The sequence below is a fragment of the Mycobacterium simulans genome, from assembly GCF_900232995.1.
Taxonomy (GTDB): Bacteria; Actinomycetota; Actinomycetes; order Mycobacteriales; family Mycobacteriaceae; genus Mycobacterium; species Mycobacterium simulans.
Window position 1 is genome coordinate 484,549 of record NZ_OCVX01000007.1, and the last position, 21,697, is coordinate 506,245.

Consider the following 21,697-nt stretch of genomic DNA (forward strand, 5'->3'; position numbering starts at 1 on the left):
ACCTTTCCCCGAACGCGTCCGCGGCGTCCATCCACTGAGGCAATAATGAGGCAAGCCCGAACGCGTCCGCGGCGTCAATCCACTGAGGCAATAATGAGGCAAGCCTCGCCCGACACCAGAAAGCGCTCGGCGGCAGATGCGGACTCGGCGGTGACGACACGGGCCACCGCCGAGGAGACCTCGATCAGCCGTTCGGCCCGCTGCCAATCCTCGGGACCGACCTCGGTGCAGTTGTGCAGTATCGCCAGCGCGGCGGCGACCTTGAGCTGTGCGAGCAGGCGGTGACCAGCCAGCGGGTCGGCGCTGCGCCCGAATGGATCTGCGTCCTTGGCCGCGTCGGCGTCAATGATCTGCTGAGCTATCACCGACGCGACACCGATGGGGACCAGGGGCCGCACGGCCGGGCCGTAATCGTCGGGATCGGAGTCGAGGGCAGCATCGGCGACAACGAACGGGTCAATGCCGAAGTCGGGCACCGCCACAGTCAGCGGGTCGATGCGACCGGCATCGGCACGGCGACGTGGCCGGGCGATTCCGGGCCGCACGGGCGCCCAGATGAACCGCTGCGGCACCCCGTCACGATGCGCCCGGTCGTTGAGTAGTACGGCACCGTTGTCGGGCTGCACGCCGGCGGACAGGCACAGCCGATAGGTGTGCATCGGCAGGATGACGCGGCGGTCCTTCTCGGCGTTGGCGAATCCAAGTTCCTCACCCATATAGGCCTTGAGCAGTTCGGGGACGAGAGTCGATCCTTGGCGCGCGATCAGTGCATCGAGTGTGGCGATGTCGCGGCACCCGAACAGCGCGCGGTCGGTATGCCATCGCAAGCGCACCTGGCCACTGCCGTGCTTGTCGCGCTCGGCGTGCGCGTAGGTCCGGTTGATCCCTTCGCCGGTGCCGATCGGGATCATGGGCAGCGGCGCCAGAATGCTGCGGCCACCACGCGACAAGCGAACGGTAGCCTCGGCGGTCTTGTCGGCGGTACCCTTGCCGGCCCCGCTGGCACCGACCAGCGCGAGCAGCAGATTCATCGAGACCTCACCGCCGATGATGGGCGGCAAGACCACTTGCGGCGGGACGGCCAATACCGCGCGCATCAGCACGCCGAACGTGGTTGCATAGCGCTCCGCGCCGCGGGCGTCGGCGAACTGTGCGACGTGGGTGAGGATCGCACTTGACGCCAGAACGTCGGCATTGCCGGCCATCACGTTGCGCAGGTCGGCCATCGCGTCGTTGACCGCCGCGTCATGCTGCTGTGCGGCCTGTGCAGCGGCATTGATGTCACGGGCGCGATACCTGTCGGCGGTGCGTTGCTCAGCTGCGCTGTGTTGACGGTCCTGGCGTACCCGGTCCAACTCCGTTGCCATCTTGCAGGTGTCGAACGGGTAATAGTCGGGATCGTCGGGCATGCGGCCTTGTGAATCGAGCGGCAATGCGCGGCCGTTGCGTTCGTTGGCGGCCTCTGGCGATACTGCGCGGGTGCCCTGGCGGGCGGTAGGCTTGCTCACGTCATCCTTTCCGGGGATGTTGTTGAGTTGGGTGGGGCCGTCCCGTTCATCACCGCCGAGGCCAAAACGGCGCGAACGGTTCGGCCCCACTGTCTTTGGGGGCCGTCCCAGGTCAATCTCGTTGTGGCGATGACGATCCCGGCGTCACGGCGTGTTGCTGTAACCAGGCTTCGAGGTCAGCGATCCGGTAGCGCACCTGTCCGTTTTCGAGCCGGACGTAGGCAGGACCGATGCCCCTGGCGCGCCACCGCTTTAAGGTCTGCTCGGTCACGCGCAGGCGTGGAGCGGCTTCCCGCGCCAAGACGGCGGTGCCCGCGGTGTCAGTCGCTAGGTCGTTCATGTGGTCACGGTCCTTTCGGGGTCGTTACCGGTGCCCGGAGAGTACGAAGTCACCGTGCAATCGTCTGCGGCAGCCAACGCGGCCGCGCGGATCTCGCTGTCGTCGATTCCGACGTACCGCTGGGTGGTGGCCACGCTGCTGTGCCCCAGGAGGGCCTGGACCGCCCGCAGGTTGCGCCCGCCGTGCCGGTATGCCCGCGTCGCGAAGCGGTGCCGCAGTTTGTGCATCGACCAGCCCGGCCCCAGCGCCGCGGCGACGATCTTGCCCACATGCATAGCGGTCAGGTGTCCGCCGGCCGGCCAGGCCGGAAACAGCCACCCGCCGGCGTAGGCCGCCAATGCGGGTGTGTGGCCGGCGGCGCCGCGGCGGATGTCGGCGGCGAGCGACGCGGTGATCGGCACGGCCCGAGTCCGGCCGCCCTTGCCGCAGACGATGAGCTGCGCGCCGCCGATACCCTCGACAACGTCGCGCACGTGCACCTTGGCGACCTCACCGCGGCGCAACCCAGCCTCGGCGGCGAGCCGCAGCATCAGCGTGACGCGCGCGTCCGCGGCTGTGGTCGCCAGCGTCTGTTGCCACACGTCATCCGGCACCGGTCTTGGTATAGCCGGCGGTATCCGTACCGAGGGCAACTCATCGGCGAGATAGTCGGGGACACGGCCTTTGCGGTATGCCCAGGCAAAGAATCCGCGCACCGCAGCGCGGTTGTTGCGCCTAGTCTCTGGCTTCCAATGGGTCTGCCGGCCGAACCACGTGATCAGTTGGGCGGCAGTTACTTTGGTCGGCGGACAGCCCAACTCGCGGCCGAGGCGTGCTAGCGTCTTTTGCCGCGCGTCGATGGTTCGAGCGCTCTGTCCGGCTGCGGCCAGGTGCAGGCAGTAATCGGCGATGTGTTGTTGCCAGGCCGCCGGTACGGGCGCCTGCGCCGGCCCTGGCGGTCGGTGCACAGCCCGCCCGGCCAGGTAGGCCGAAATGGTGCTCAGGTCGCCGGAATCGACCACCTGGCCGTCAACGTCGTAGAGCGCGATCACGGCGCCGCACTTGACCATGCGCAGACCAAGTCGTTTGGCTCGGGTGCGGGCCTGGCGTACTCGGTTGGCCGTGGCCGTGTCCCGCATCGGGCTCCCCCCCCCGCCGCCGCCGTGTCCGCGATACCAAGGTCGAGCGGCGCCACGTCGTCCAGGCCGGCGGGGTCGACGACGTACTCGCTGCCGATGGCAGCCAACAGGTGATCGGGTTGCACGGTGGCGGTGAACCCCTGCCCGCCGCAATGCTTCCGGGCGAACCTGCGCGCGGCGCGAAGATCGCGTGTCCAGGCCATGCCGGCGGTGGTGTGCCAGGATTCGACGATTTCGCCGTAGGGATCGAGGGGGCACCCGAAGGTGTCCACAGCGACCACAGCGACGAGGTGACCACTGGCGTCGAAGTGTATGAACATCGGGACACAGCCCCGGTAGAGGCGGACCGGTTCAGCCGGCCGGTCGTGGAATCCATTGGCTACGAAGAGCTCGACCCAGCGCCACCGGCTCAGCGCAGATTCCGCGTACTCATCGGCCGCCCAGATGGCGGCGACGGCGCCGGCCATGTCCGGCCGGGCCAGATCCAGTGTTCCCTCGGACACCAAATCGTCGAGCAGTGCCGGGCCATTGAACTTGCCCACGGCGCGAACGCACTCGTCGAACGTTTCGCGGTCCAGGTCGCCGCGGTCGTAGTGGTGGTGCCCGTCGCTGTCCTCGTACAAACCGGGTGGCCAGTCCGGCCAGGTCCAGCGGCGGTGCTGTGCCGGCACAGGGAAGGTGAGAATGGTTGCGGCGGGCATGCTTGATCTACTCCTTTGAGGGGTGGGGTTGAGGTTGAGGTTCAGATGGTGGAGTTGAGACGCTGCGGACAATGCCGCCATTGGAAGGTGTTGTGAGGGTTCGCTATTCGGACGACTCAGTGTCGGACCCTGGCTGCGTCACGGCGTTCATCAGAGTGCGGCGGCAATGCGCGATGGCGTTGTCGATAACCTCGAGCTGAGGATTGATATCGTCCAGCACGCTGACTATTTTCTTCAGCGTCGGGTGGTTCAATGGGCCTAGCAGCGCTTTCATGTCGCCTACCCGCCTAGAGAGCAACAGGTGATGGTCGTCTAACCTGGCGATTTCCCCAGAAATTAAGGCAACAAATGCGAGGAAGGTCGAATAGTTGTCGCTATCGGTGTGGTGGACGTTCATCGGTCGGCTGCGTCTGGTGTTTGTGTGTTCGCGTCGAGATAGGCGCGTATATCGCTGGCGCGGTAGCGGATTCGGCGGCCATCGCGGATGAACCGCGGGCCAGTGCCTTTGTGGCGTTCCTGCGCCAGTACCGCAACCGTGGTTCCGCGGTAGTCGGCGACCTGTTGGGGAGTGAGAAGCTCGTCGAGCTTCGGCAGATTGGCAGTGGACATTTTTGGTTGTGCACCCTTTCGCCGGTTCTTGGGTTAATCCCTTGGCGGTGGGTGCAATCCCTGCCTTAGCGTGGGATGCTAACACGCAATGATTGGGATTGACAGTATCTGATGTGGATTGATCGTACGAATGTTGTTGTTAAGTCAGAACATTAATGCCGACTCTTGTAGGCGTTGTGGTTGCAGGCACCGGCACGATTAAAGGGGCGTCGCGATGGCAAGCATCACGAAATACACGACAGCTTCGGGAGCGGTGAGGTGGCGCGTCCAGTACCGCACGCCGGACAACAAATTGACCGGTGCACGCGGGTTCACAACCAAGCGTGAGGCCGAGAATTACGCCGCCACGGTCACTGTGAGCAAGGCGCGCGGGGAGTACGTCGACCCCGCCGACGCGCGGGTGACGATCGGCGATCTCGCGCCTGGCTGGTTGGCGCGCCGTGCCCACCTCAAGCCATCGACCCGACGACGCGAAGAGGTTGCCTGGCGCGTGCATGTACAGCCCCGGTGGGGCCGGGTCAAACTCGCCGATATCCGGCACAGCGCCGTGCAGTCGTGGGTTGCCGAAATGGGGCGCGAGGTCAACGACGTAGACGGCCGGATCATCAAGCGCGCCAGCGGACCGGTCAGTGTGCGCGCGGCCTTCGACGTGTTGGCAAAGATCCTCGACGAGGCGGTGCGCGATCGTCGCCTGATGACCAACCCGGCGCGCGGGGTGAAGCTACCGCGCAAGGTGAAGCGTGACCACCGTTACCTGACCGACGCGCAGGTCTGGGAGCTGGCGGGCCAGGCGGGGCCGGAGAAGGGCGTCATCGTCCTGGTGCTCGCCTACTGCGGCCTGCGGTGGGGCGAGCTGGCCGGGCTGCACGTCGCCGATGTCGACACTCTGCGCCGACGTATTCACGTCCGGCGCAACGCTGTCAACGTCGGCGGCATGATCGAAGTCGGTACACCCAAAACGCACGAACGCCGGTCAATCCCGTTTCCGCGGTTCCTGGTCGAGCCGCTGGCCGCCGCCTGCCGTGGCAAAGCGCGTGACGGCATCATGTTCCCGACGACTGCCGGCGACTACGCGAAGTCGCCGGGAGTTAACACCTGGTTTTCGGGCGCGGTGGGTCGGTGCATCACCGCCGCCGGCAAGGCCCGTGAGGCCGAGCGCAAGGCGTATCCGAACCGCGATCCCGCGGTGCCGGAGTTCCCGCGCATTACACCGCATGACCTTCGCCACACTGCTGCCTCATTGGCCGTGTCGGCCGGTGCAAACGTCAAAGCGGTGCAAAAGATGCTGGGCCACAAGTCGGCTGTGATGACGCTGGATACCTACACCGATCTGTTCGATCGCGATGCAGAGGCCGTGGCCGACGCGCACGATGCACGCCTGGCCGGGGTCGTTTTCCCGGCAAATGTAGTCAGAATGTAGTCACAGGCTGCCGGCGGGCGCCGCGATTGGTGACTTATTAAGCCGCTGACCTGCAGTGACATTCTCAACAAGCCTGGTGCCCTCGGTGAGATTCGAACTCACACTGTACGGGTTTTGAATCCGTTTCCTCTGCCAGTTGGGATACGAGGGCCGATCCGCATTCGTGGTCGAGTTTCTACCTTAGAGGAGCCCGATCCCGACTCACCGCCCCCCAAGGTTCCCAGTTGAACACGCCCACGACACAATGTCCGTCATGACGGGCACCACCACCGACGCCGATGCCGCTCCGCCGCGCCGCGTTCTGATCGCCGAAGACGAAGCGCTAATCCGAATGGACCTCGCCGAGATGTTGCGAGAGGAGGGGTACGAGATCGTCGGGGAAGCCGGCGATGGCCAGGAAGCCGTCGAGCTAGCCGAGCGTCACAAGCCCGATCTGGTGATCATGGATGTCAAGATGCCGCGTCGCGACGGGATTGATGCTGCGTCGGAGATCGCCAGTAAACGCATCGCTCCGATCGTCGTGCTAACCGCCTTCAGTCAGCGCGACCTCGTCGAACGTGCCCGCGATGCGGGGGCGATGGCCTACCTGGTCAAACCCTTCACCATCAGCGACCTGATCCCGGCCATCGAATTGGCGGTGAGCCGGTTCAGTGAGATCGCCGCGCTGGAACACGAAGTGGCGACCCTGTCGGATCGGCTGGAAACCCGCAAACTCGTCGAACGCGCCAAGGGCCTGCTGCAGGTCAAGCAGGGGATGACAGAGCCCGAGGCGTTCAAGTGGATTCAGCGTGCCGCGATGGACCGGCGCACCACGATGAAACGGGTAGCCGAGGTGGTACTCGAAACCCTGGGGGACACCCCCAAGGACCCCGCCGAATAACCCGCGAGCGTGCGTGTTGGTATGGCGACACGCCGCTACGGCCGTGCATTTGCGCACCCTCGCGGGGCGGTGTGAGGTCGTTAACGCGCCACGATCACTGACGAGCCGTGGCCGAATAGGCCCTGATTGGCCGTGACGCCGACCCGCGCGTTCTCCACCTGCCGGCCGGTGGCCTGACCGCGGAGCTGCCAGGTCAGTTCGCAGACCTGAGCGATCGCCTGGGCGGGGATGGCTTCGCCGAAGCACGCCAACCCGCCCGACGGGTTGACCGGTACCTTGCCGCCGATGGTGGTCGCGCCGCTGCGCAGCAGCGCCTCGGCTTCGCCCTTGGCGCAGAGCCCCAGATGTTCGTACCAGTCGAGTTCCAGCGCGGTGGACAGGTCATACACCTCGGCCAGGCTCAGGTCTTGCGGCCCAATGCCGGCCTCGGCGTAGGCGGCGTCGAGGATCTGATCCTTGAACACCCGATCGGGAGCCGGCACCACCGCGGTGGAATCCGTTGCGATATCCGGCAATTCGGGCAGATGCTGAGGGTACTGCGGGGTAACGGTGCTGATGGCGCGCACCGACGGCACGCCCGCCACTGAGCCAAGGTGCTTCTCCGCGAAGGACTTGCTCGCCACAATCAGCGCGGCCGCACCGTCAGAGGTTGCGCAGATGTCAAGCAGCCGAAGCGGATCCGAGACCACCGGGCTCGCCAGCACGTCCTCGATCGAGTTCTCCTTGCGGTAGCGGGCATTCGGGTTGTTGAGCCCGTGCCTGGAGTTCTTGACCTTCACTTGAGCGAAATCCTCGAGCGTGGCCCCGTACAGGTCCATTCGGCGCCGCGCCAGCAGCGCGAAGTACACCGTGTTCGTCGCGCCGATCAGATGAAAGCGTTGCCAGTCAGGGTCGTTCTTCCGCTCTCCGCCGACTGGTGCGAAGAAGCCCTTCGGGGTGGTGTCGGCGCCAATGACCAGGGCCACGTCGCAAAAGCCGGCCAGGATCTGGGCGCGAGCACTCTGCAGCGCTTGGGAACCGCTGGCACACGCGGCGTAGCTCGAGCTGACCGGCACACCGTTCCAGCCGAGTTTCTGCGCGAACGTGGCGCCGGCGACGAAGCCCGGATAGCCGTTGCGGATGGTATCCGCGCCGGCCACCAACTGGACCTGGCGCCAGTCCAGGCCGGCGTCGCGTAACGCGGCGCGGGCGGCGACCACGCCGTACTCGGTGAAGTCGTTGCCCCACTTGCCCCAGGGGTGCATCCCGGCGCCGAGGATGTAAACGGGTTCCGGTGTCATGCGATCCTCCACGCGTACACGATGCGCTCTACGCCCTCGTCGTCGGTGAACAGCGGCATGGTGGTCAGCTCCATCTCCACGCCGACTTTCAAGTCGGCCGCCAGCGTGCCCTCGACCACTTTGCCCAGCACGATCAGGCCCTCGTCGGCCAGCTCCACCGCGGCCACGGCGAACGGTTCGAACGGCTCGGGTGCGGGGTACGGCGGCGGCGGGGCGTACCTGTTTTCGGTGTAACTCCAGAGCTTGCCGCGGCGCGACAGTGCGACGGACTCTAGTGTGTCGCCTTCACATGCCGGATTCGGGCAGTTGTTTTCCCGGGGCGGGAAGACGTAGGTGCCGCACTGCGGGCACTTGCTGCCGATCAGGTGCGGGTTGCCGGTGTCGTCGGTCGCGAACCATCCGTCGATCGCGGGTTCTTGGCTGGTGAGCTCTGGCACCTGGCCAGCGTACCCAGCGCAAGAACAGAACTGAAACGTGTTCCAGTTCTGGCCGCGCACGACGCGTCGGAGCGGGTGCTTAGAGTGTGAGCTGTGAGCGCTCCGCCTATTGAGGCCAGCGAGGCCGCGCCTAAGCCGACGCTGATGTTGCTGGATGGCAATTCGCTGGCGTTTCGAGCGTTCTACGCCCTGCCCGCGGAGAACTTCAAGACCCGGGGCGGGCTGACCACCAACGCGGTCTACGGCTTCACCGCCATGCTGATCAACCTGCTGCGCGACGAGGGGCCGACGCACATCGCGGCGGCGTTCGACGTGTCGCGGCAGACGTTTCGTTCCGAGCGCTATCCCGAGTACAAGGCCAATCGCTCATCGACCCCCGACGAGTTTCACGGCCAGATCGACATCACCAAGGAAGTCCTTGGCGCACTGGGCATCACGGTGCTCTCCGAGCCGGGATTCGAAGCCGACGACCTCATCGCGACCTTGGCCACGCGAGCCCAGGACGAGGGCTATCGCGTGCTGGTGGTCACCGGCGACCGCGACTCGCTGCAGCTGGTCAGCGACGACGTGACGGTGCTCTACCCGCGAAAAGGTGTCAGTGAGCTCACCCGCTTCACGCCCGCAGCCGTCGTCGAGAAATACGGCCTCACCCCCGAGCAGTACCCGGACTTTGCTGCGCTGCGCGGCGACCCGAGCGACAACCTGCCGGGCATTCCCGGGGTGGGGGAGAAGACGGCGACGAAGTGGATCGTCGAGTACGGCTCGCTGCAATCACTGGTCGACAACGTCGATTCGGTGCGCGGCAAGGTCGGCGATGCGTTACGCGCGCACCTGGCCAACGTCGTGCGCAATCGGGAGCTCACCGAACTGGTCCGCGATGTGCCGTTGGCGCAGACCCCGGACACATTGCGGCTGCAACCCTGGGATCGCGACCAGATTCACCGGCTTTTCGACGACCTGGAGTTCCGGGTGTTGCGGGACCGGCTGTTCGACACGTTGGCGGCGGTTGAGCCCGAGGTCAACGAGGGGTTCGACGTGCGCGGCGGCGCGCTGGAGCCCGGGACGATAGGGCAGTGGCTGGCCGAGCATGCCGGCGACGGGCGCAGGTCCGGCCTGACCGTTGTCGGTACCCACTTGCCGCACGGTGGGGACGCCACCGCACTGGCGATCGCCGCCGCCGACGGGGAGGGCGCCTACATCGACACCGCCACGTTGACGCCAGACGACGACGGCGCCCTGGCGGTCTGGCTGGCCGATCCCGCAAAGCCGAAGGCCCTGCACGAGGCCAAGCTGGCCATTCACGATCTGGCGGGCCGCGGTTGGACGCTGAACGGCGTCACCTCCGACACCGCACTGGCGGCGTACCTGGTGCGGCCGGGACAGCGCAGCTTCACCCTCGACGACCTCTCGCTGCGCTACCTGCGTCGCGAGCTGCGTGCGGAAACGCCTGAGCAACAACAGCTTTCGCTTCTCGATGACTTGGACGAGTCGGGCGGGGTGGACGAGCAGGCCGTACAAACGACGATCTTGCGGGCTAGGGCCGTGATAGACCTCGCCGACGCATTGGACGTTGAGCTGGCCCGCATCGACTCCACCGCGCTGCTGGGTGAGATGGAGCTGCCGGTCCAGCACGTGCTGGCCAACATGGAGCGCGCCGGTATCGCCGTCGACATGGAAATGCTGAGCGAGCTGCAAAGTCAGTTCGGCAACCAGATCCGCGACGCAGCCGAGGCCGCATACGCCGTGATCGGCAAACAAATCAATTTGGGCTCGCCCAAACAGCTACAGGTCGTGTTGTTCGACGAACTGGGCATGCCGAAGACCAAGCGAACCAAGACCGGCTACACCACGGATGCGGACGCCCTGCAGTCGCTGTTCGACAAGACCGGGCACCCGTTCTTGCAGCACCTGCTCACCCACCGCGACGTCACCCGGCTCAAGGTCACCGTCGACGGCTTGCTGAACTCGGTGGCCGCCGATGGCCGCATACACACCACCTTCAACCAGACGATCGCGGCGACCGGCCGGCTCTCGTCGACCGAACCCAACCTGCAGAACATCCCGATCCGCACTGACGCCGGCCGGCAGATCCGGGACGCATTCGTCGTGGGGTCGGGTGACTACGCGGAGCTGATGACCGCCGACTACAGCCAGATCGAGATGCGCATCATGGCGCATCTGTCGGCCGATGATGGCCTCATCGAGGCGTTCAACACCGGAGAGGACCTGCACTCGTTCGTCGCATCCCGAGCGTTCGGCGTGCCGATCGACGAGGTTACCGGCGAGCTGCGGCGTCGGGTCAAGGCGATGTCGTACGGGCTCGCGTACGGCTTGAGCGCCTACGGCCTGTCCACCCAGCTCAAGATCTCCACCGAGGAAGCCAAGGACCAGATGGACCAGTACTTCGCGCGGTTCGGCGGAGTGCGCGACTACCTGATGGCCGTCGTCGAGCAGGCCCGCAAGGACGGCTACACCTCGACCGTGCTCGGCCGGCGGCGCTACCTGCCCGAGCTGGACAGCAGCAATCGCCAGGTCCGCGAGGCCGCCGAGCGCGCGGCGCTCAACGCGCCCATCCAGGGCAGCGCCGCCGACATCATCAAGGTGGCGATGATCGAGGTCGACAAGGCGCTCACGGAGGCCGGGCTGGCGTCGCGCATGCTGCTGCAGGTCCACGACGAGCTGCTGTTCGAAATCGCGCCCGGTGAGCGGGAGCGGGTGGAGGCGCTGGTGCGCGACAAGATGGGTGGCGCCTACCCGCTGGACGTCCCGCTGGAGGTCTCGGTGGGCTATGGCCGCAGCTGGGACAGTGCGGCACACTAGCCAGGTAGTAGCCGAGTTTGTCCAGCGTGTGCCCTGTCGAGTAGCCTCAACAGGTAAACCCCAATTTGTCCCTACGATGAACCCTGTCCGGAGCAACCCAACAATATGCCGAGTCCCACCGTCACCTCGCCCCAAGTAGCCGTCAACGACATAGGCTCCAGCGAGGACTTTCTCGCAGCAATAGACAAAACGATCAAGTACTTCAACGATGGCGACATCGTCGAAGGCACCATCGTCAAAGTGGACCGGGACGAGGTGCTCCTCGACATCGGCTACAAAACTGAAGGGGTCATCCCCGCCCGCGAGCTCTCCATCAAACACGATGTCGACCCCAACGAGGTCGTTTCGGTGGGCGATGAGGTCGAGGCCCTGGTTCTCACCAAGGAGGACAAAGAGGGCCGGCTGATCCTTTCCAAGAAGCGCGCGCAGTACGAGCGCGCCTGGGGCACCATCGAGGCGCTCAAGGAGAAGGACGAGGCCGTCAAGGGCACCGTCATCGAGGTGGTCAAGGGTGGCCTGATCCTCGACATCGGGCTGCGCGGCTTCCTGCCTGCCTCGCTGGTGGAGATGCGGCGGGTCCGCGATCTGCAGCCGTATATCGGCAAGGAGATCGAGGCCAAGATCATCGAGCTGGACAAGAACCGCAACAACGTGGTGCTGAGCCGCCGGGCTTGGCTGGAGCAGACCCAGTCCGAGGTGCGCAGCGAGTTCCTCAACCAGCTGCAGAAGGGCACCATCCGCAAGGGCGTGGTCTCGTCCATCGTCAACTTTGGCGCATTCGTCGATCTGGGCGGTGTTGACGGTCTGGTGCACGTGTCCGAGTTGTCCTGGAAGCACATCGACCACCCGTCCGAGGTGGTCCAGGTTGGCGATGAGGTCACCGTCGAGGTGCTCGACGTCGACATGGACCGCGAGCGGGTTTCGTTGTCGCTCAAGGCGACCCAGGAAGACCCCTGGCGGCACTTCGCCCGCACGCACGCCATCGGCCAGATCGTGCCGGGCAAGGTCACCAAACTGGTTCCATTCGGCGCGTTCGTTCGCGTCGAAGAGGGCATCGAAGGCTTGGTGCACATCTCCGAGCTGGCCGAGCGCCACGTCGAGGTGCCTGACCAGGTGGTTGCCGTTGGCGACGACGCGATGGTCAAGGTCATCGACATCGACCTGGAGCGGCGCCGGATTTCGTTGTCGCTCAAGCAGGCCAACGAGGACTACACCGAGGAATTCGACCCGGCGAAGTATGGCATGGCCGACAGTTACGACGAGCAGGGCAATTACATCTTCCCGGAGGGCTTCGACCCCGAAACCAACGAGTGGCTCGAAGGATTCGACGCCCAGCGCGCCGAATGGGAAGCCCGCTACGCCGAGGCCGAGCGCCGGCACAAGATGCACACCACGCAGATGGAGAAGTTTGCCGCGGCCGAGGCGGCCAGCCATGCTGCCGGCGACCAAGCGCCGTCCAGTGGCGGGTCCTCGGAGAAGTCCGCGGGCGGATCGCTGGCCAGCGACGCCCAATTGGCGGCGTTGCGGGAAAAGCTGGCCGGCAACGCCTAACCTGTCAGCTGATCGCGCTCGGTAATGCTGCGGATCGGGTTGACCGGTGGCATCGGTGCCGGGAAATCTGCGCTGTCCACGGCCTTCTCGCGGTGCGGGGCCATCATCGTCGACGGGGATGTCCTGGCACGGGAGGTAGTCGAACCGGGCACCGAAGGGCTGGCTTCGCTGGTCGAAGCCTTTGGCCCTGACATCCTGCAACCAGACGGCTCCCTCGACCGGCCAGCGTTGGCTGCCAAAGCATTTCGAGACGACGAGACGCGCGGAAAACTCAACGGGATCGTTCACCCCCTGGTCGCCAAGCGCCGCGCGGAGATCCTTGCGGCGGTGACTGGGGATGCCGTTGTGGTGGAAGACATTCCGCTGCTGGTCGAATCTGGGATGGCGCCACTGTTCCCGTTGGTTGTCATCGTGCATGCCGACGTGGAACTGCGGGTGCGACGGTTGGTCGAGCAACGCGGCATGTCTGAAGACGACGCCCGCGCCAGGATCGCCGCCCAAGCCGACGACGAGCAACGCCGTGCCGTCGCCGATATCTGGCTCGACAACTCAGGCGAGCCGGGGGACTTGGTCGAGCGGGCTAATGACGTGTGGCACAACCGGATAGTGCCGTTCGCACACAACCTGAGCAGCCGTCAGGTCGCCCGCGCACCCGCGCGCCTGATGCCGGCCGACCCGAGTTGGCCCGCGCAGGCACGCCGTATCATTGCCCGGCTGAAGACCGCATGCGGCCACCGGGCACTGCGAGTCGACCACATCGGATCAACTGCCGTACCGGATCTCGACGCCAAGGACGTGATCGACATCCAGGTCACCGTCGAGTCACTAGAGGTGGCCGATGAACTCGTCGAGCCGTTACTGGCCGTGGGATACCCGCGCCTGGAGCACATCACCCAGGACACACCCAAAGTCGACGCCCGCAGCACCGTTGATCATTACGACCACAGCGATGATCCATCGTTGTGGCACAAGCGAATTCACGCATCGGCTGACCCTGCCCGGCCGACGCACGTGCACATCCGGGCAGACGGTCGACCCAATCAGCAGTTCGCCCTGCTGTTTGTCGACTGGCTGGCGGCTAACCCCGCTGCGCGCGCCGACTACCTGCGAGTCAAGCGCAGAGCCGAAGCCAGCGGGAACGGCGATATGGCGCGCTACGTCACCGCCAAAGAACCGTGGTTCCTGGACGCGTACCGGCGCGCATGGGAGTGGGCCGACACCACCGGCTGGCGGCCTTAGCTGAATACCGTTACTCGCGCTGACAACGCGGGCACCACAGCGATGCCCGGCCGCCCACCCGATCGCGCGCGAGGCGGGTGCCACAGCGCGGGCAACTCGGATCCGGTTCGTCTCGTGCCGCGGTGAGCCAGCGGGGCAGGCTGGGCACTCGGCCGTGACGCACCGCGGTGCGCAGCACTCGGATCATGGCGCTGTGCAAGCGCCGCACATCGTCGGCGTCAAGGTTTTCCATCGCGCGCGACGGCCGCATCCTGGCCCGCCAGCAGATTTCGTCGGTGAGCAGATTGCCCAGACCGGCGATTACCGATTGGTCCATCAGCGTGGACTTCAGCCGACCGCGCCGGCCGGACAGCGCGCCGCGGAACGTCCGCAAGTCGATGTTCAACGCATCGGGGCCTTGTGGCCCCAGCACGTCCGCGACCTCGTCGGCGCAACCGGCCAGCCACACGCCGCGCAGCTTGCGCAGGTCGGCGTAGCGCAGTTCGCCGCGATCCAGCGACACGACTAGCCGTTCGTAAGCCAGATGTTCAGTGCCGTCGCTGGCGTAGTACGGATGGCCCGTCATGCCACTGTGTACCAGCAGTGTCGGGCCGTCCGTCGGCAGGATCAGCCACTTGCCGCACCGGCGCGGGGCATCGAAGCGGTGACCGTCCAGCCGGTATCCGAGCGCTTGCGCGGTGACGTTCCGCAGAATGCCCGCATCGTGGACGGTCACCCGGCGGATCCGCCGGCCCGGCAGCGTGCCGGCCAGCTCGCGCCGAAACCCTTCCACGTCAGGCAGTTCAGGCATGTAGCTTCGCCTGGCGCTGCAGAGGTCCGGATAGCGAGCGAGCGTGCCGGGACATGTCTGCCCACGGATCACGTTGGCCGGCAAGCCGTTTGGGGATGTCGCGGATCGTGAAGCGATCGGCACGCAAATCCGGGCTGTCTAGTTCGTCCCATTCCAGCGGAGTTGCCACCGGAGCACCGGGACGGGCCCGGACCGAATATGGCGCTACCGCCGTCTGCGCGTACGCGTTTCGTGCGACGTCCAGGGGAAACCGCTGCACTGTGAGCGGCCGGCCCTTGAGGTGCGGCAGCATTGTGTCGACCACTTCGCAGTAGTAGTCCACCAGGTCGCGCTTGGTGATTCGTTGTTGTGAGGACCGGCCGGGAAACAACACCCGGTCGGTGTGAGTCACTTCAACTTCAACGCGGGACATCAACGGCTCTTCTTCACGATGTCTTTGGGGTCGTTGGGTTCGTTGTCGGTGCGCAGACCGGCGGGATCGGTCATGCCAAGTCGTCCAGCGTGCGACCCGACAGCACCGACTCGGGCTGACTGCGCACCGGTTTGCGTCGCGCGTCGGCATCCCGGTCTTTTCGCTTGACCAGCAGCCACGTCTCGTCCTTCCCCTCGCGGATGCGGGTCAGCGCGTAACCGCCGCGCAGCTTTTCACCGTGTAAGCGAAACGAGAGGTGGCCGCGTTCAAGGCCCTCGGTCATTTCATGCTGGGTCGCGTTGGCGTAGGTGCCGTGGTCCCAAACGATGACGCCACCCGCGCCGTACTCCCCTTCGGGGATCACTCCCTCGAATGTCGCGTACTCCAACGGGTGATCCTCGGTGCGACGGGCCATCCGTCTGTGCTTCGGGTTTATCGACGGCCCTCTGGGGATAGCCCAGGACACCAGCACGCCATCGATCTCGAGACGAAAGTCATAGTGATCGCTGCGCGCCGCGTGGTGCTGGACGACGAACCGTGGCTCTTCCTGGGGTTCCGGGTTCTTCCGCCGGTGCCGCCCCCGTGGCTCGGGACTGCGGCCGAATTGCCGTTTGCGGCGGTATTCGCTCCAGGGCATACGACTGAGGTACCCGTCTGGCGGCACTGAAAACTGCTACGCCTCGCTCCAGGTCAACTCCATGCCCTTGGAAGCCAGCCAGCGTGTGAGGTCATAGTCGTTGCGGGCCAGGCCGTCGACTGCGTCGACGGCACGTCGTACGGCCCGCTCGGCGACGTCTGGGGCCAATAGACCGTGGCGAACGGCGTCCAGCAGCTCGTCCACGTCAGCCAATGAAGCGTCGCTGCAAGTGCGAACCTCGATGTCGAGGTAATGGTCTTCGGAACGCCACACTGCCGGGCCGGGCGTGTATTCGCCAATGTCGAGGTAGTAGTCGTGGTTGCGTTCATGGCCCGGGTTGAAGTGAAAGACCGTGGCGCGCAAGCCCAACGACGGTAGTAGCCACGACTCGAGGTAATGGAACTGCGCCCGGCCCGGGGTCGGACGGGCCAGATAAAGCCCCCACGGGCGCACCGCGTACTCATCGACGGCCCGCACCACGCCTTTCGGGTCGGTGTTGGTGCGGGCCACCAGGTCGAATGTTTCGTGCTTGGGCGGATGGATGCTCTCACCTTAGCGACCCTAACGACGCAGCCGGATCTTCCACCGCACAAAGCAGGCATAGAACACCGACAACGCGGCCAGCATCGCCATGTCGAACAGCCAGATCTTCGACGTGTGTTGCCAGAACCGGTCCTCGGAGACCAGCGAACCGGGTACCAGGTGGCGTACATCGACCGTCGACGCGGCCGCCGCATAACCCCAACGCGCGGGCGTCGCAAACGAGAGCTGGTCGAGCACGATCCGGCCGGTCACCGGGACCATCCCGCCGCACAGCACCAGCTGCGCCATGATCGACACCACGAACAGCGGCATGATCTGCTCACTGGAGCGGACCAGCGCCGAAATGGCCAGGCCGAGAATCGCCGACGCCACACACGTCCCGGCGACAGCGAGGAACAGCTCAGCGGTCGCCGCGACGTTGCTATGTTGCGGGCCATGCCCGAGCGCGAGAGCGCCTCGGGTCGGCGTGCCCTTGCCGACCACGACGATCGCGGTGGTGATCGCCGATTGCAGGATGGCGAACAAGCAGAACACACCGGTCTTGGCCATCAGGTAGGCGGTTGTCAACAGACCGACGGCTTGTTCCCGTTGAAAAATCGCACGTTCGCCAACCAAGTCGCGAATCGTCAAAGCGGTGCCCATGAAAGCCCCGGCGAGCACGAGCAGGTTCAGTATCTGTGCGGATTCGTCGGGAGTACCGCCATGCTCGCCGACAATCCGGAATCCGTTTGAGCCCGGAACCGTCAACGACAGCGCACCCAGAATGAACGGCAACAAGGCCAGGAACACAAAGTAGCCGCGGTCGGCGACAACCAGCCGAACCTGCCGGCGGGCGACGGTCGAAACCTGCCGCCGCACGCTGGTATGTACCGGCTCGCCGAGATCGGCGGGTTCGTCCGCTGGGACCGGCGGTTTCGGCGCTTGGTTTTGGGAGAGGAAGCGTCGGTTGGCTTCCTCGGGGTCGGCGCCCACCTGGCCGAAGATCTTGGCCCAGTTGGTGGTTCCCATCGCGTCTCCGATCCGGTCAGGCGGACCGCAATAGGCCGTCTTGCCACCCGGCGCCACTAACAGCAGTTGGTCGCAGGTGTCCAGGTAGGACAACATGTGCGTTACCACGATCACCACGCGGCCGGCGTCGGCGAGCTGGCGCAGCATCGTCATCACTTGATGGTCCAGTGCGGGGTCCAGCCCTGACGTCGGCTCATCGAGGATGAGCAGCGACGGGCCGGTCAACAATTCCAGTGCCACCGAGGCACGTTTGCGCTGGCCGCCCGACAGCTTGTCCACCCGGGTGTCGGCGTGCTTGGTCAGGTCGAGCTCCGCGAGGACCTGGGCAACCACCCTGGCACGGTCCGCCTTGCTGGTGTCGGGCGGCAGGCGCAACTCGGCGGCGTAACCCAACGCCTGGTTCACGGTGAGCTGGTGGTGCACCACATCGTCTTGCGGGACCATCCCGATTCTGCTTCGCAGCGAGGCGTATTCGGCATGGATGTCGTGGCCCTCGAAGCTGACCGAGCCCGAACTGGGGCGTGCGTAGCCGGCAATCAGCCTGGCCAGTGTGCTCTTTCCGGCGCCCGATCCACCGATGACGGCGGTCAGCGTGCCGGGTCTGGCGACCAGCGAGATGTCATCCAACAGTTGTTTGCCGTTGTCGACGGTGTACTTGATGTTGCGCACCTCCAGGCCACCGGTGCGCGTCGCGGCCTCATCGCGCTGGATCAGGGTGCCGTCTGTGAACACCAGGTCGACATTGCCGATGGTGACAACGTCGCCTTCGGTCAAGATCGCCGACCCCACTCTGGTGCCGTTGACGAATGTTCCGTTGATGCTGCGGTCCCTGATCTCGGTGCCCAGCGGTGTCGGCCGGAGCGTCGCGTGCTGCCGCGAGGCCAAGACCTCGGCGACGACGATGTCGTTGTTGGTGGCGCGACCGATCGTGGTGATACCACCGGTCTTGGTGGCCGGCGAGGACCGCAACGACAAGGACTTCACCATCCTTGTCGCGAGGTTCGACACGTCGGCCGATGTGGCGTTGACCACGGTGAGCTCGGCTGCTGGTGGGCCGACGTTGATCGCCGTGAGTTCGTCGAGCGGCGGCGGGGTCGGACGCCGGGGTGGGCGCCTCTCGATCGGTGCTGGCGATGCGGGCACCGGATGTAGCGACCACGCAAGGGTGGGCGGCCCGCTGTCCCGCGCCGACCTGGTCTGCGCTGGCCGACTGGTCGGCCCATGGTTAGGTCCGATCTGGAAGGTCAGCCGCGGCCCCGCGGGATTCCCGACGTTGATGCTTTGACCGTCGTGGATATCAACTACCGGCATCCGGTAGCCGTTGACGTAGGTTCCGTTCAGCGACCCGTTGTCGATGGCCAGCCAACGGCCCTGATCGAAGCGCAGGATCAGGTGCGCGCGTGAGATGCGTGGATCCGGGATACGTAGGTCGGCGTACAGGTCACGCCCGACGATCACCTCGTAGCCGGGTGCGAAGCAACGGTGGGACCCGTCATGTCGAATTGTCAGCGCAGGCAAGGCTAGTCGGCTCACCTCATCAGTATCGGCCGGCTAGTGGGTCAGCTTATTTGTGCCAGCTGTGAGTTGGCTTTGTTTTGGGTTTGCGGGCATACATAGCTCTTTCATAGCGAGCAGCGGCATCATTACGCACTAATGATCTGGCCTACCAAACCGCTATCTTCAGCGACCGTGGCGCACGTACTGCGCCGCGCTCAATCGGTCCGCCCGACCCCAAGCGCGCAGCCGGGCTCAGCCGAGAATGGCCCCGCACGCCGGTCGCCGGCCTGCGGTGCGTCCTTTGCCGGATACACCATCCTGCGGCCGTTGGGTGCCGGCGGAATGGCCGAGGTCTATTTAGCCCTGCATCCCAGGCTGCCGCGCCGCGACGTCATCAAAGTTCTCGCCGCTGCGATTACGGCGGACGGCGAGTTCCGCGAGAGGTTCAACCGGGAGGCAGATCTCGCCGCAACGCTTTGGCACCCGCACATCGTCGGTGTACACGATCGCGGCGAATTCGACGGTCAGCTCTGGATTTCCATGGACTACGTCCAAGGCACGGATGCATCCCGACTGGTGAAGGAGCGCTACCCGAACGGGATGCCGGCCGATGAGGTGTGCGCCATCCTCAATGCCGTTGCGGGGGCTTTGGATTACGCTCACGACCGCGGTTTGTTGCACCGCGACGTCAAGCCGGCCAACATCCTGCTCACCCATCCCGATGACCAGGAACGCCGGATCCTGTTGGCGGACTTCGGTGTAGCGCGCCACCTCGGTGATATCAGCGGAATCACCGAGACCAATGTCGCCGTGGGAACGGTCGCGTACGCCGCGCCCGAGCAGTTGACGGGCTCCAACATTGACGGGCGGGCAGACCAATATGCGTTGGCGGCAACGGCTTTTCACCTCCTTACCGGCGCGCCGCCATTCCGGCACTCCAACCCGGTCGTGGTGATCGGCCAGCATCTACACGACGATCCGCCCCGGCTGAGCGACTACCGTCCGGATCTGGCGCGCCTAGATGACGTGTTCTGCAAAGCCCTCGCCAAGCAACCCGAAGCCAGATTCGAACGGTGTCGCGCGTTCTCCGCTGCGGTCAGCGCCGCTATCGCAGACAACGCCGATGACGCCCAATCCGTTTCGGTCGCGCTACCACCCAGACGCCGCGGCGTTGTTGGGCTGCTACGTCACAAGTTTTCGCCACGGGCGCGGTGGGGGGCCGCGTTGGTTTGCGCGGTGCTTATCGCGGTGGCTGCCACCTGGTCCACCCTGTACACCTTCCAGACCGAGAGTCCGCCGCCCGAGCCCGCGCTTGCCGCGAGACCCGGCGCACCGGCTGCCAGCCCGGGTGGTTCGGCGAGCTCAGCCAAGGTCCTCAACGGCACCTACCGATTGGACTACGACCGCTCGAAGCGAACCACCAACGGCATCCCGATCCGCCACGACGGAGTCAAGACCGAATGGTGGGCCTTCCGTTCCGCGTGCACCGCCAATGGGTGTGCGGCCACCGGAATCCGGTTGGACGATGCCAACCACCAAATCGCCCGTACCACTGACGGCGGCCAGTCTGACGTTTTGCGATTTGTCTCTGGATATTGGCAAGGCGCGCCTGAGCAAGTGAGGGTGGGCTGTCGCCAGCCGAACGGGCCAGTGCGAACCACCCAACAGGAAACGGTTTCCTTGTCGTTGGCGCCGCAAGCGGATGGCACGCTGCGCGGCGTGGAGACCGAAACAGTGCGCAGCGATGAGTGCGGCGCGCGAGGAGCGGTGCTGCGGGTCCCGGTGGTAGCCACCCGGGTGGGTGAGGTGCCGCCCAGCGTGACATTGGGTGATCCCGCGCAAGTGGTCGTCGCACCCGCTGTGTCGGCCGCCAAGCCCGTCCTCGGTGGCACGTGCAACGACGTCGACAAACTCGGCTACGACCAAACCAGCAATGAGCAGGTCGTGTGCGAGGGCAACACCTGGTCGAAGGCGCCGATCACGACCGGAGTCCATGCTGCGGGCACGTCGTGCGACCGGCCCGACATCCCGGTCTTCGCCATTTCGGCCTCCAACGATGGCTACCTGATCGAATGCGATCCGGTGACCCGGATGTGGAGCCGTCACGGGGGTTAGGGCCTGCCCTTCCCTGACACACCTGCGTTCAGGGAACCTCGGGCCAGGTCGCTGACCCAATTATTTGAATTTGGACCGTTGCGCGGCGTCTCTGCAGTGGTTTGGGTATTTTTCGCTTGGTTGTGGCGATTTCGGGGCTGCCTAGGTCCGATCGATCTGCGCGTCACCGCCCGACAGCCGACAGTGAGTTTCTCGTTGAGTCAGGGGTGGCAGATGTCGTTCGTGATCGCGACGCCGGAGCTAGTGTCGTCCGCTGCTACGAATTTGGTGGGAATCGGTTCGTCGATCAGTGCAGCCAGTCTGGCTGCGGCGGCTCCGACGACCGGGCTAGTCGTGGCAGCGGCTGACGAGGTATCGACGGCGATCGCGGCAGTCTTCCGCGCGTACGCCCAGGAATATCAGACGCTGAGCTCACAGGTGGCTGAGTTTCATGACCAGTTTGTGCGGACTCTCAACGGCGCCGCCGGTGCCTACGCGGCCGCCGAGGCCGCCAATGTCGAGCAGAATCTGCTCAACGCCATCAACGCACCGCTGCAAGCGTCGACGGGGCGGCCGCTGATCGGTGACGGTGCCAACGGAGCACCCGGTCAAAGCGGCGGGGACGGTGGGTGGTTGTACGGCAATGGCGGGGGCGGGGGGGGCCGCGCCACCGCCGGCGGGGGGGGGGGGGGGGGGGGGGGAGGCGGGGGGGGGGCGGGTGCGCAAGGGGGGGGGGGGGGGGGGGGGGGGGGCCGCCGCTCTCAAGCTCTACGCCGAACTCATCGACCTGCTCGACATGGTCGTCGACGTCGA

19 protein-coding genes, 1 tRNA gene and 1 pseudogene are annotated in these 21,697 nt (G+C 65.5%); 7 read left to right on the plus strand and 14 right to left on the minus strand.

Annotated elements, in window-relative coordinates; translation table 11 throughout:
- Positions 1-74: 74 nt before the first annotated feature.
- The 6 genes from MSIMFI_RS24410 to MSIMFI_RS24435 all read right to left on the minus strand — a co-directional run bounded on the left by MSIMFI_RS24410 (position 75) and on the right by MSIMFI_RS24435 (position 4,276).
- Entirely contained in the window at positions 75-1,508 is a 1,434-nt protein-coding gene (locus MSIMFI_RS24410; RefSeq protein ID WP_191499515.1) for a hypothetical protein, read from the minus strand.
- Between the two features lie 112 nt (positions 1,509-1,620).
- The gene (locus MSIMFI_RS24415; RefSeq protein ID WP_191499516.1) at positions 1,621-1,848 is read right to left on the minus strand and encodes a helix-turn-helix transcriptional regulator; all 228 of its coding nucleotides are present in this window, start codon (positions 1,846-1,848) and stop codon (positions 1,621-1,623) included.
- Positions 1,845-2,966: a tyrosine-type recombinase/integrase gene (locus MSIMFI_RS24420; protein ID WP_224770413.1), complete on the minus strand. Its 1,122-nt coding sequence runs from the start codon at positions 2,964-2,966 to the stop codon at positions 1,845-1,847. The genes MSIMFI_RS24415 and MSIMFI_RS24420 overlap by 4 nt, the downstream gene beginning before the upstream one ends.
- Positions 2,876-3,667, minus strand: a complete 792-nt coding sequence (locus tag MSIMFI_RS24425; RefSeq protein WP_191499517.1) for a hypothetical protein — start codon at positions 3,665-3,667, stop codon at positions 2,876-2,878. The genes MSIMFI_RS24420 and MSIMFI_RS24425 overlap by 91 nt, the downstream gene beginning before the upstream one ends.
- A 103-nt stretch (positions 3,668-3,770) precedes the next feature.
- Positions 3,771-4,064, minus strand: coding sequence for a hypothetical protein (locus MSIMFI_RS24430; RefSeq protein WP_191499518.1), 294 nt, complete (start codon positions 4,062-4,064; stop codon positions 3,771-3,773).
- Positions 4,061-4,276, minus strand: a complete 216-nt coding sequence (locus MSIMFI_RS24435) for a helix-turn-helix transcriptional regulator (protein WP_191499519.1) — start codon at positions 4,274-4,276, stop codon at positions 4,061-4,063. The genes MSIMFI_RS24430 and MSIMFI_RS24435 overlap by 4 nt, the downstream gene beginning before the upstream one ends.
- Positions 4,277-4,490: 214 nt before the next feature.
- Between MSIMFI_RS24435 and MSIMFI_RS24440 the strand changes: the two genes are divergently transcribed.
- A complete protein-coding gene (locus MSIMFI_RS24440; RefSeq protein WP_191499520.1) occupies positions 4,491-5,696 on the plus strand; it encodes a tyrosine-type recombinase/integrase in 1,206 nt (401 codons plus the stop codon).
- A 74-nt stretch (positions 5,697-5,770) separates the two neighbouring features.
- Here MSIMFI_RS24440 and MSIMFI_RS24445 read toward each other — a convergent pair.
- Positions 5,771-5,847: transfer RNA gene (locus tag MSIMFI_RS24445), tRNA-Leu, on the minus strand.
- A 102-nt stretch (positions 5,848-5,949) separates the two neighbouring features.
- On the opposite strand from MSIMFI_RS24445, the gene MSIMFI_RS24450 reads away from it, so the two are divergent.
- Positions 5,950-6,576 (plus strand): ANTAR domain-containing response regulator, encoded by a 627-nt coding sequence (locus MSIMFI_RS24450; RefSeq protein WP_186242996.1) that lies wholly within the window; start codon positions 5,950-5,952, stop codon positions 6,574-6,576.
- An 80-nt stretch (positions 6,577-6,656) separates the two neighbouring features.
- On the opposite strand, the gene MSIMFI_RS24455 is transcribed toward MSIMFI_RS24450, so the two are convergent.
- Positions 6,657-7,856, minus strand: a complete 1,200-nt coding sequence (locus MSIMFI_RS24455) for a lipid-transfer protein (protein WP_191499521.1) — start codon at positions 7,854-7,856, stop codon at positions 6,657-6,659.
- On the minus strand, positions 7,853-8,293 hold the full coding sequence (locus tag MSIMFI_RS24460) for a Zn-ribbon domain-containing OB-fold protein (protein WP_186242998.1): 441 nt from the start codon (positions 8,291-8,293) through the stop codon (positions 7,853-7,855). The genes MSIMFI_RS24455 and MSIMFI_RS24460 overlap by 4 nt, the downstream gene beginning before the upstream one ends.
- 144 nt (positions 8,294-8,437) lie before the next feature.
- Here MSIMFI_RS24460 and polA point away from each other — a divergent pair, with 144 nt between their 5' ends.
- From polA to coaE, 3 genes are all read left to right on the plus strand, one after another.
- Complete coding sequence (gene polA / locus MSIMFI_RS24465; protein ID WP_191499835.1) at positions 8,438-11,113, plus strand: DNA polymerase I; 2,676 nt, start codon at positions 8,438-8,440, stop codon at positions 11,111-11,113.
- A 105-nt stretch (positions 11,114-11,218) separates the two neighbouring features.
- Positions 11,219-12,664 (plus strand): 30S ribosomal protein S1, encoded by a 1,446-nt coding sequence (gene rpsA / locus MSIMFI_RS24470; RefSeq protein ID WP_191499522.1) that lies wholly within the window; start codon positions 11,219-11,221, stop codon positions 12,662-12,664.
- A gap of 24 nt (positions 12,665-12,688) precedes the next feature.
- Positions 12,689-13,903 (plus strand): dephospho-CoA kinase, encoded by a 1,215-nt coding sequence (gene coaE / locus MSIMFI_RS24475; RefSeq protein WP_186243000.1) that lies wholly within the window; start codon positions 12,689-12,691, stop codon positions 13,901-13,903.
- A 10-nt stretch (positions 13,904-13,913) separates the two neighbouring features.
- Here coaE and MSIMFI_RS24480 read toward each other — a convergent pair whose 3' ends face one another.
- From MSIMFI_RS24480 to MSIMFI_RS24500, 5 genes are all read right to left on the minus strand, one after another.
- Positions 13,914-14,693 (minus strand): Fpg/Nei family DNA glycosylase, encoded by a 780-nt coding sequence (locus MSIMFI_RS24480; RefSeq protein ID WP_191499523.1) that lies wholly within the window; start codon positions 14,691-14,693, stop codon positions 13,914-13,916.
- Positions 14,686-15,105, minus strand: coding sequence for a non-homologous end-joining DNA ligase LigD (gene ligD, locus MSIMFI_RS24485; RefSeq protein WP_191499524.1), 420 nt, complete (start codon positions 15,103-15,105; stop codon positions 14,686-14,688). Before ligD ends, MSIMFI_RS24480 begins: the two co-directional genes overlap by 8 nt.
- 70 nt (positions 15,106-15,175) lie before the next feature.
- Positions 15,176-15,742 (minus strand): DNA polymerase ligase N-terminal domain-containing protein, encoded by a 567-nt coding sequence (locus tag MSIMFI_RS24490; protein WP_191499525.1) that lies wholly within the window; start codon positions 15,740-15,742, stop codon positions 15,176-15,178.
- Between the two features lie 36 nt (positions 15,743-15,778).
- Positions 15,779-16,219: a DUF402 domain-containing protein gene (locus MSIMFI_RS24495; protein WP_191499836.1), complete on the minus strand. Its 441-nt coding sequence runs from the start codon at positions 16,217-16,219 to the stop codon at positions 15,779-15,781.
- An 84-nt stretch (positions 16,220-16,303) separates the two neighbouring features.
- Positions 16,304-18,826, minus strand: a complete 2,523-nt coding sequence (locus MSIMFI_RS24500; RefSeq protein ID WP_191499526.1) for an FHA domain-containing protein — start codon at positions 18,824-18,826, stop codon at positions 16,304-16,306.
- Positions 18,827-18,946: 120 nt separating this feature from the next.
- Between MSIMFI_RS24500 and MSIMFI_RS24505 the strand changes: the two genes are divergently transcribed.
- On the plus strand, positions 18,947-20,905 hold the full coding sequence (locus MSIMFI_RS24505; RefSeq protein WP_191499527.1) for a serine/threonine-protein kinase: 1,959 nt from the start codon (positions 18,947-18,949) through the stop codon (positions 20,903-20,905).
- A 213-nt stretch (positions 20,906-21,118) separates the two neighbouring features.
- Positions 21,119-21,634, plus strand: a pseudogene (locus MSIMFI_RS30090) (PE family protein); the annotation flags it as partial.
- Between the last annotated feature and the right edge of the window lie 63 nt (positions 21,635-21,697).

What these genes read in the sequence shown, in the direction of transcription:
- MSIMFI_RS24415 (WP_191499516.1), bottom strand. Translation starts at nt 1,848, where the DNA reads ATGAACGACCTAGCGACTGACACCGCGGGCACCGCCGTCTTGGCGCGG.
- MSIMFI_RS24420 (WP_224770413.1), bottom strand. Translation starts at nt 2,966, where the DNA reads ATGCGGGACACGGCCACGGCCAACCGAGTACGCCAGGCCCGCACCCGA.
- MSIMFI_RS24425 (WP_191499517.1), bottom strand. Translation starts at nt 3,667, where the DNA reads ATGCCCGCCGCAACCATTCTCACCTTCCCTGTGCCGGCACAGCACCGC.
- MSIMFI_RS24430 (WP_191499518.1), bottom strand. Translation starts at nt 4,064, where the DNA reads ATGAACGTCCACCACACCGATAGCGACAACTATTCGACCTTCCTCGCA.
- MSIMFI_RS24435 (WP_191499519.1), bottom strand. Translation starts at nt 4,276, where the DNA reads ATGTCCACTGCCAATCTGCCGAAGCTCGACGAGCTTCTCACTCCCCAA.
- MSIMFI_RS24440 (WP_191499520.1), top strand. Translation starts at nt 4,491, where the DNA reads ATGGCAAGCATCACGAAATACACGACAGCTTCGGGAGCGGTGAGGTGG.
- MSIMFI_RS24450 (WP_186242996.1), top strand. Translation starts at nt 5,950, where the DNA reads ATGACGGGCACCACCACCGACGCCGATGCCGCTCCGCCGCGCCGCGTT.
- MSIMFI_RS24455 (WP_191499521.1), bottom strand. Translation starts at nt 7,856, where the DNA reads ATGACACCGGAACCCGTTTACATCCTCGGCGCCGGGATGCACCCCTGG.
- polA (WP_191499835.1), top strand. Translation starts at nt 8,438, where the DNA reads ATGTTGCTGGATGGCAATTCGCTGGCGTTTCGAGCGTTCTACGCCCTG.
- rpsA (WP_191499522.1), top strand. Translation starts at nt 11,219, where the DNA reads ATGCCGAGTCCCACCGTCACCTCGCCCCAAGTAGCCGTCAACGACATA.
- coaE (WP_186243000.1), top strand. Translation starts at nt 12,689, where the DNA reads ATGCTGCGGATCGGGTTGACCGGTGGCATCGGTGCCGGGAAATCTGCG.
- MSIMFI_RS24480 (WP_191499523.1), bottom strand. Translation starts at nt 14,693, where the DNA reads ATGCCTGAACTGCCTGACGTGGAAGGGTTTCGGCGCGAGCTGGCCGGC.
- ligD (WP_191499524.1), bottom strand. Translation starts at nt 15,105, where the DNA reads ATGTCCCGCGTTGAAGTTGAAGTGACTCACACCGACCGGGTGTTGTTT.
- MSIMFI_RS24490 (WP_191499525.1), bottom strand. Translation starts at nt 15,742, where the DNA reads ATGCCCTGGAGCGAATACCGCCGCAAACGGCAATTCGGCCGCAGTCCC.
- MSIMFI_RS24505 (WP_191499527.1), top strand. Translation starts at nt 18,947, where the DNA reads ATGATCTGGCCTACCAAACCGCTATCTTCAGCGACCGTGGCGCACGTA.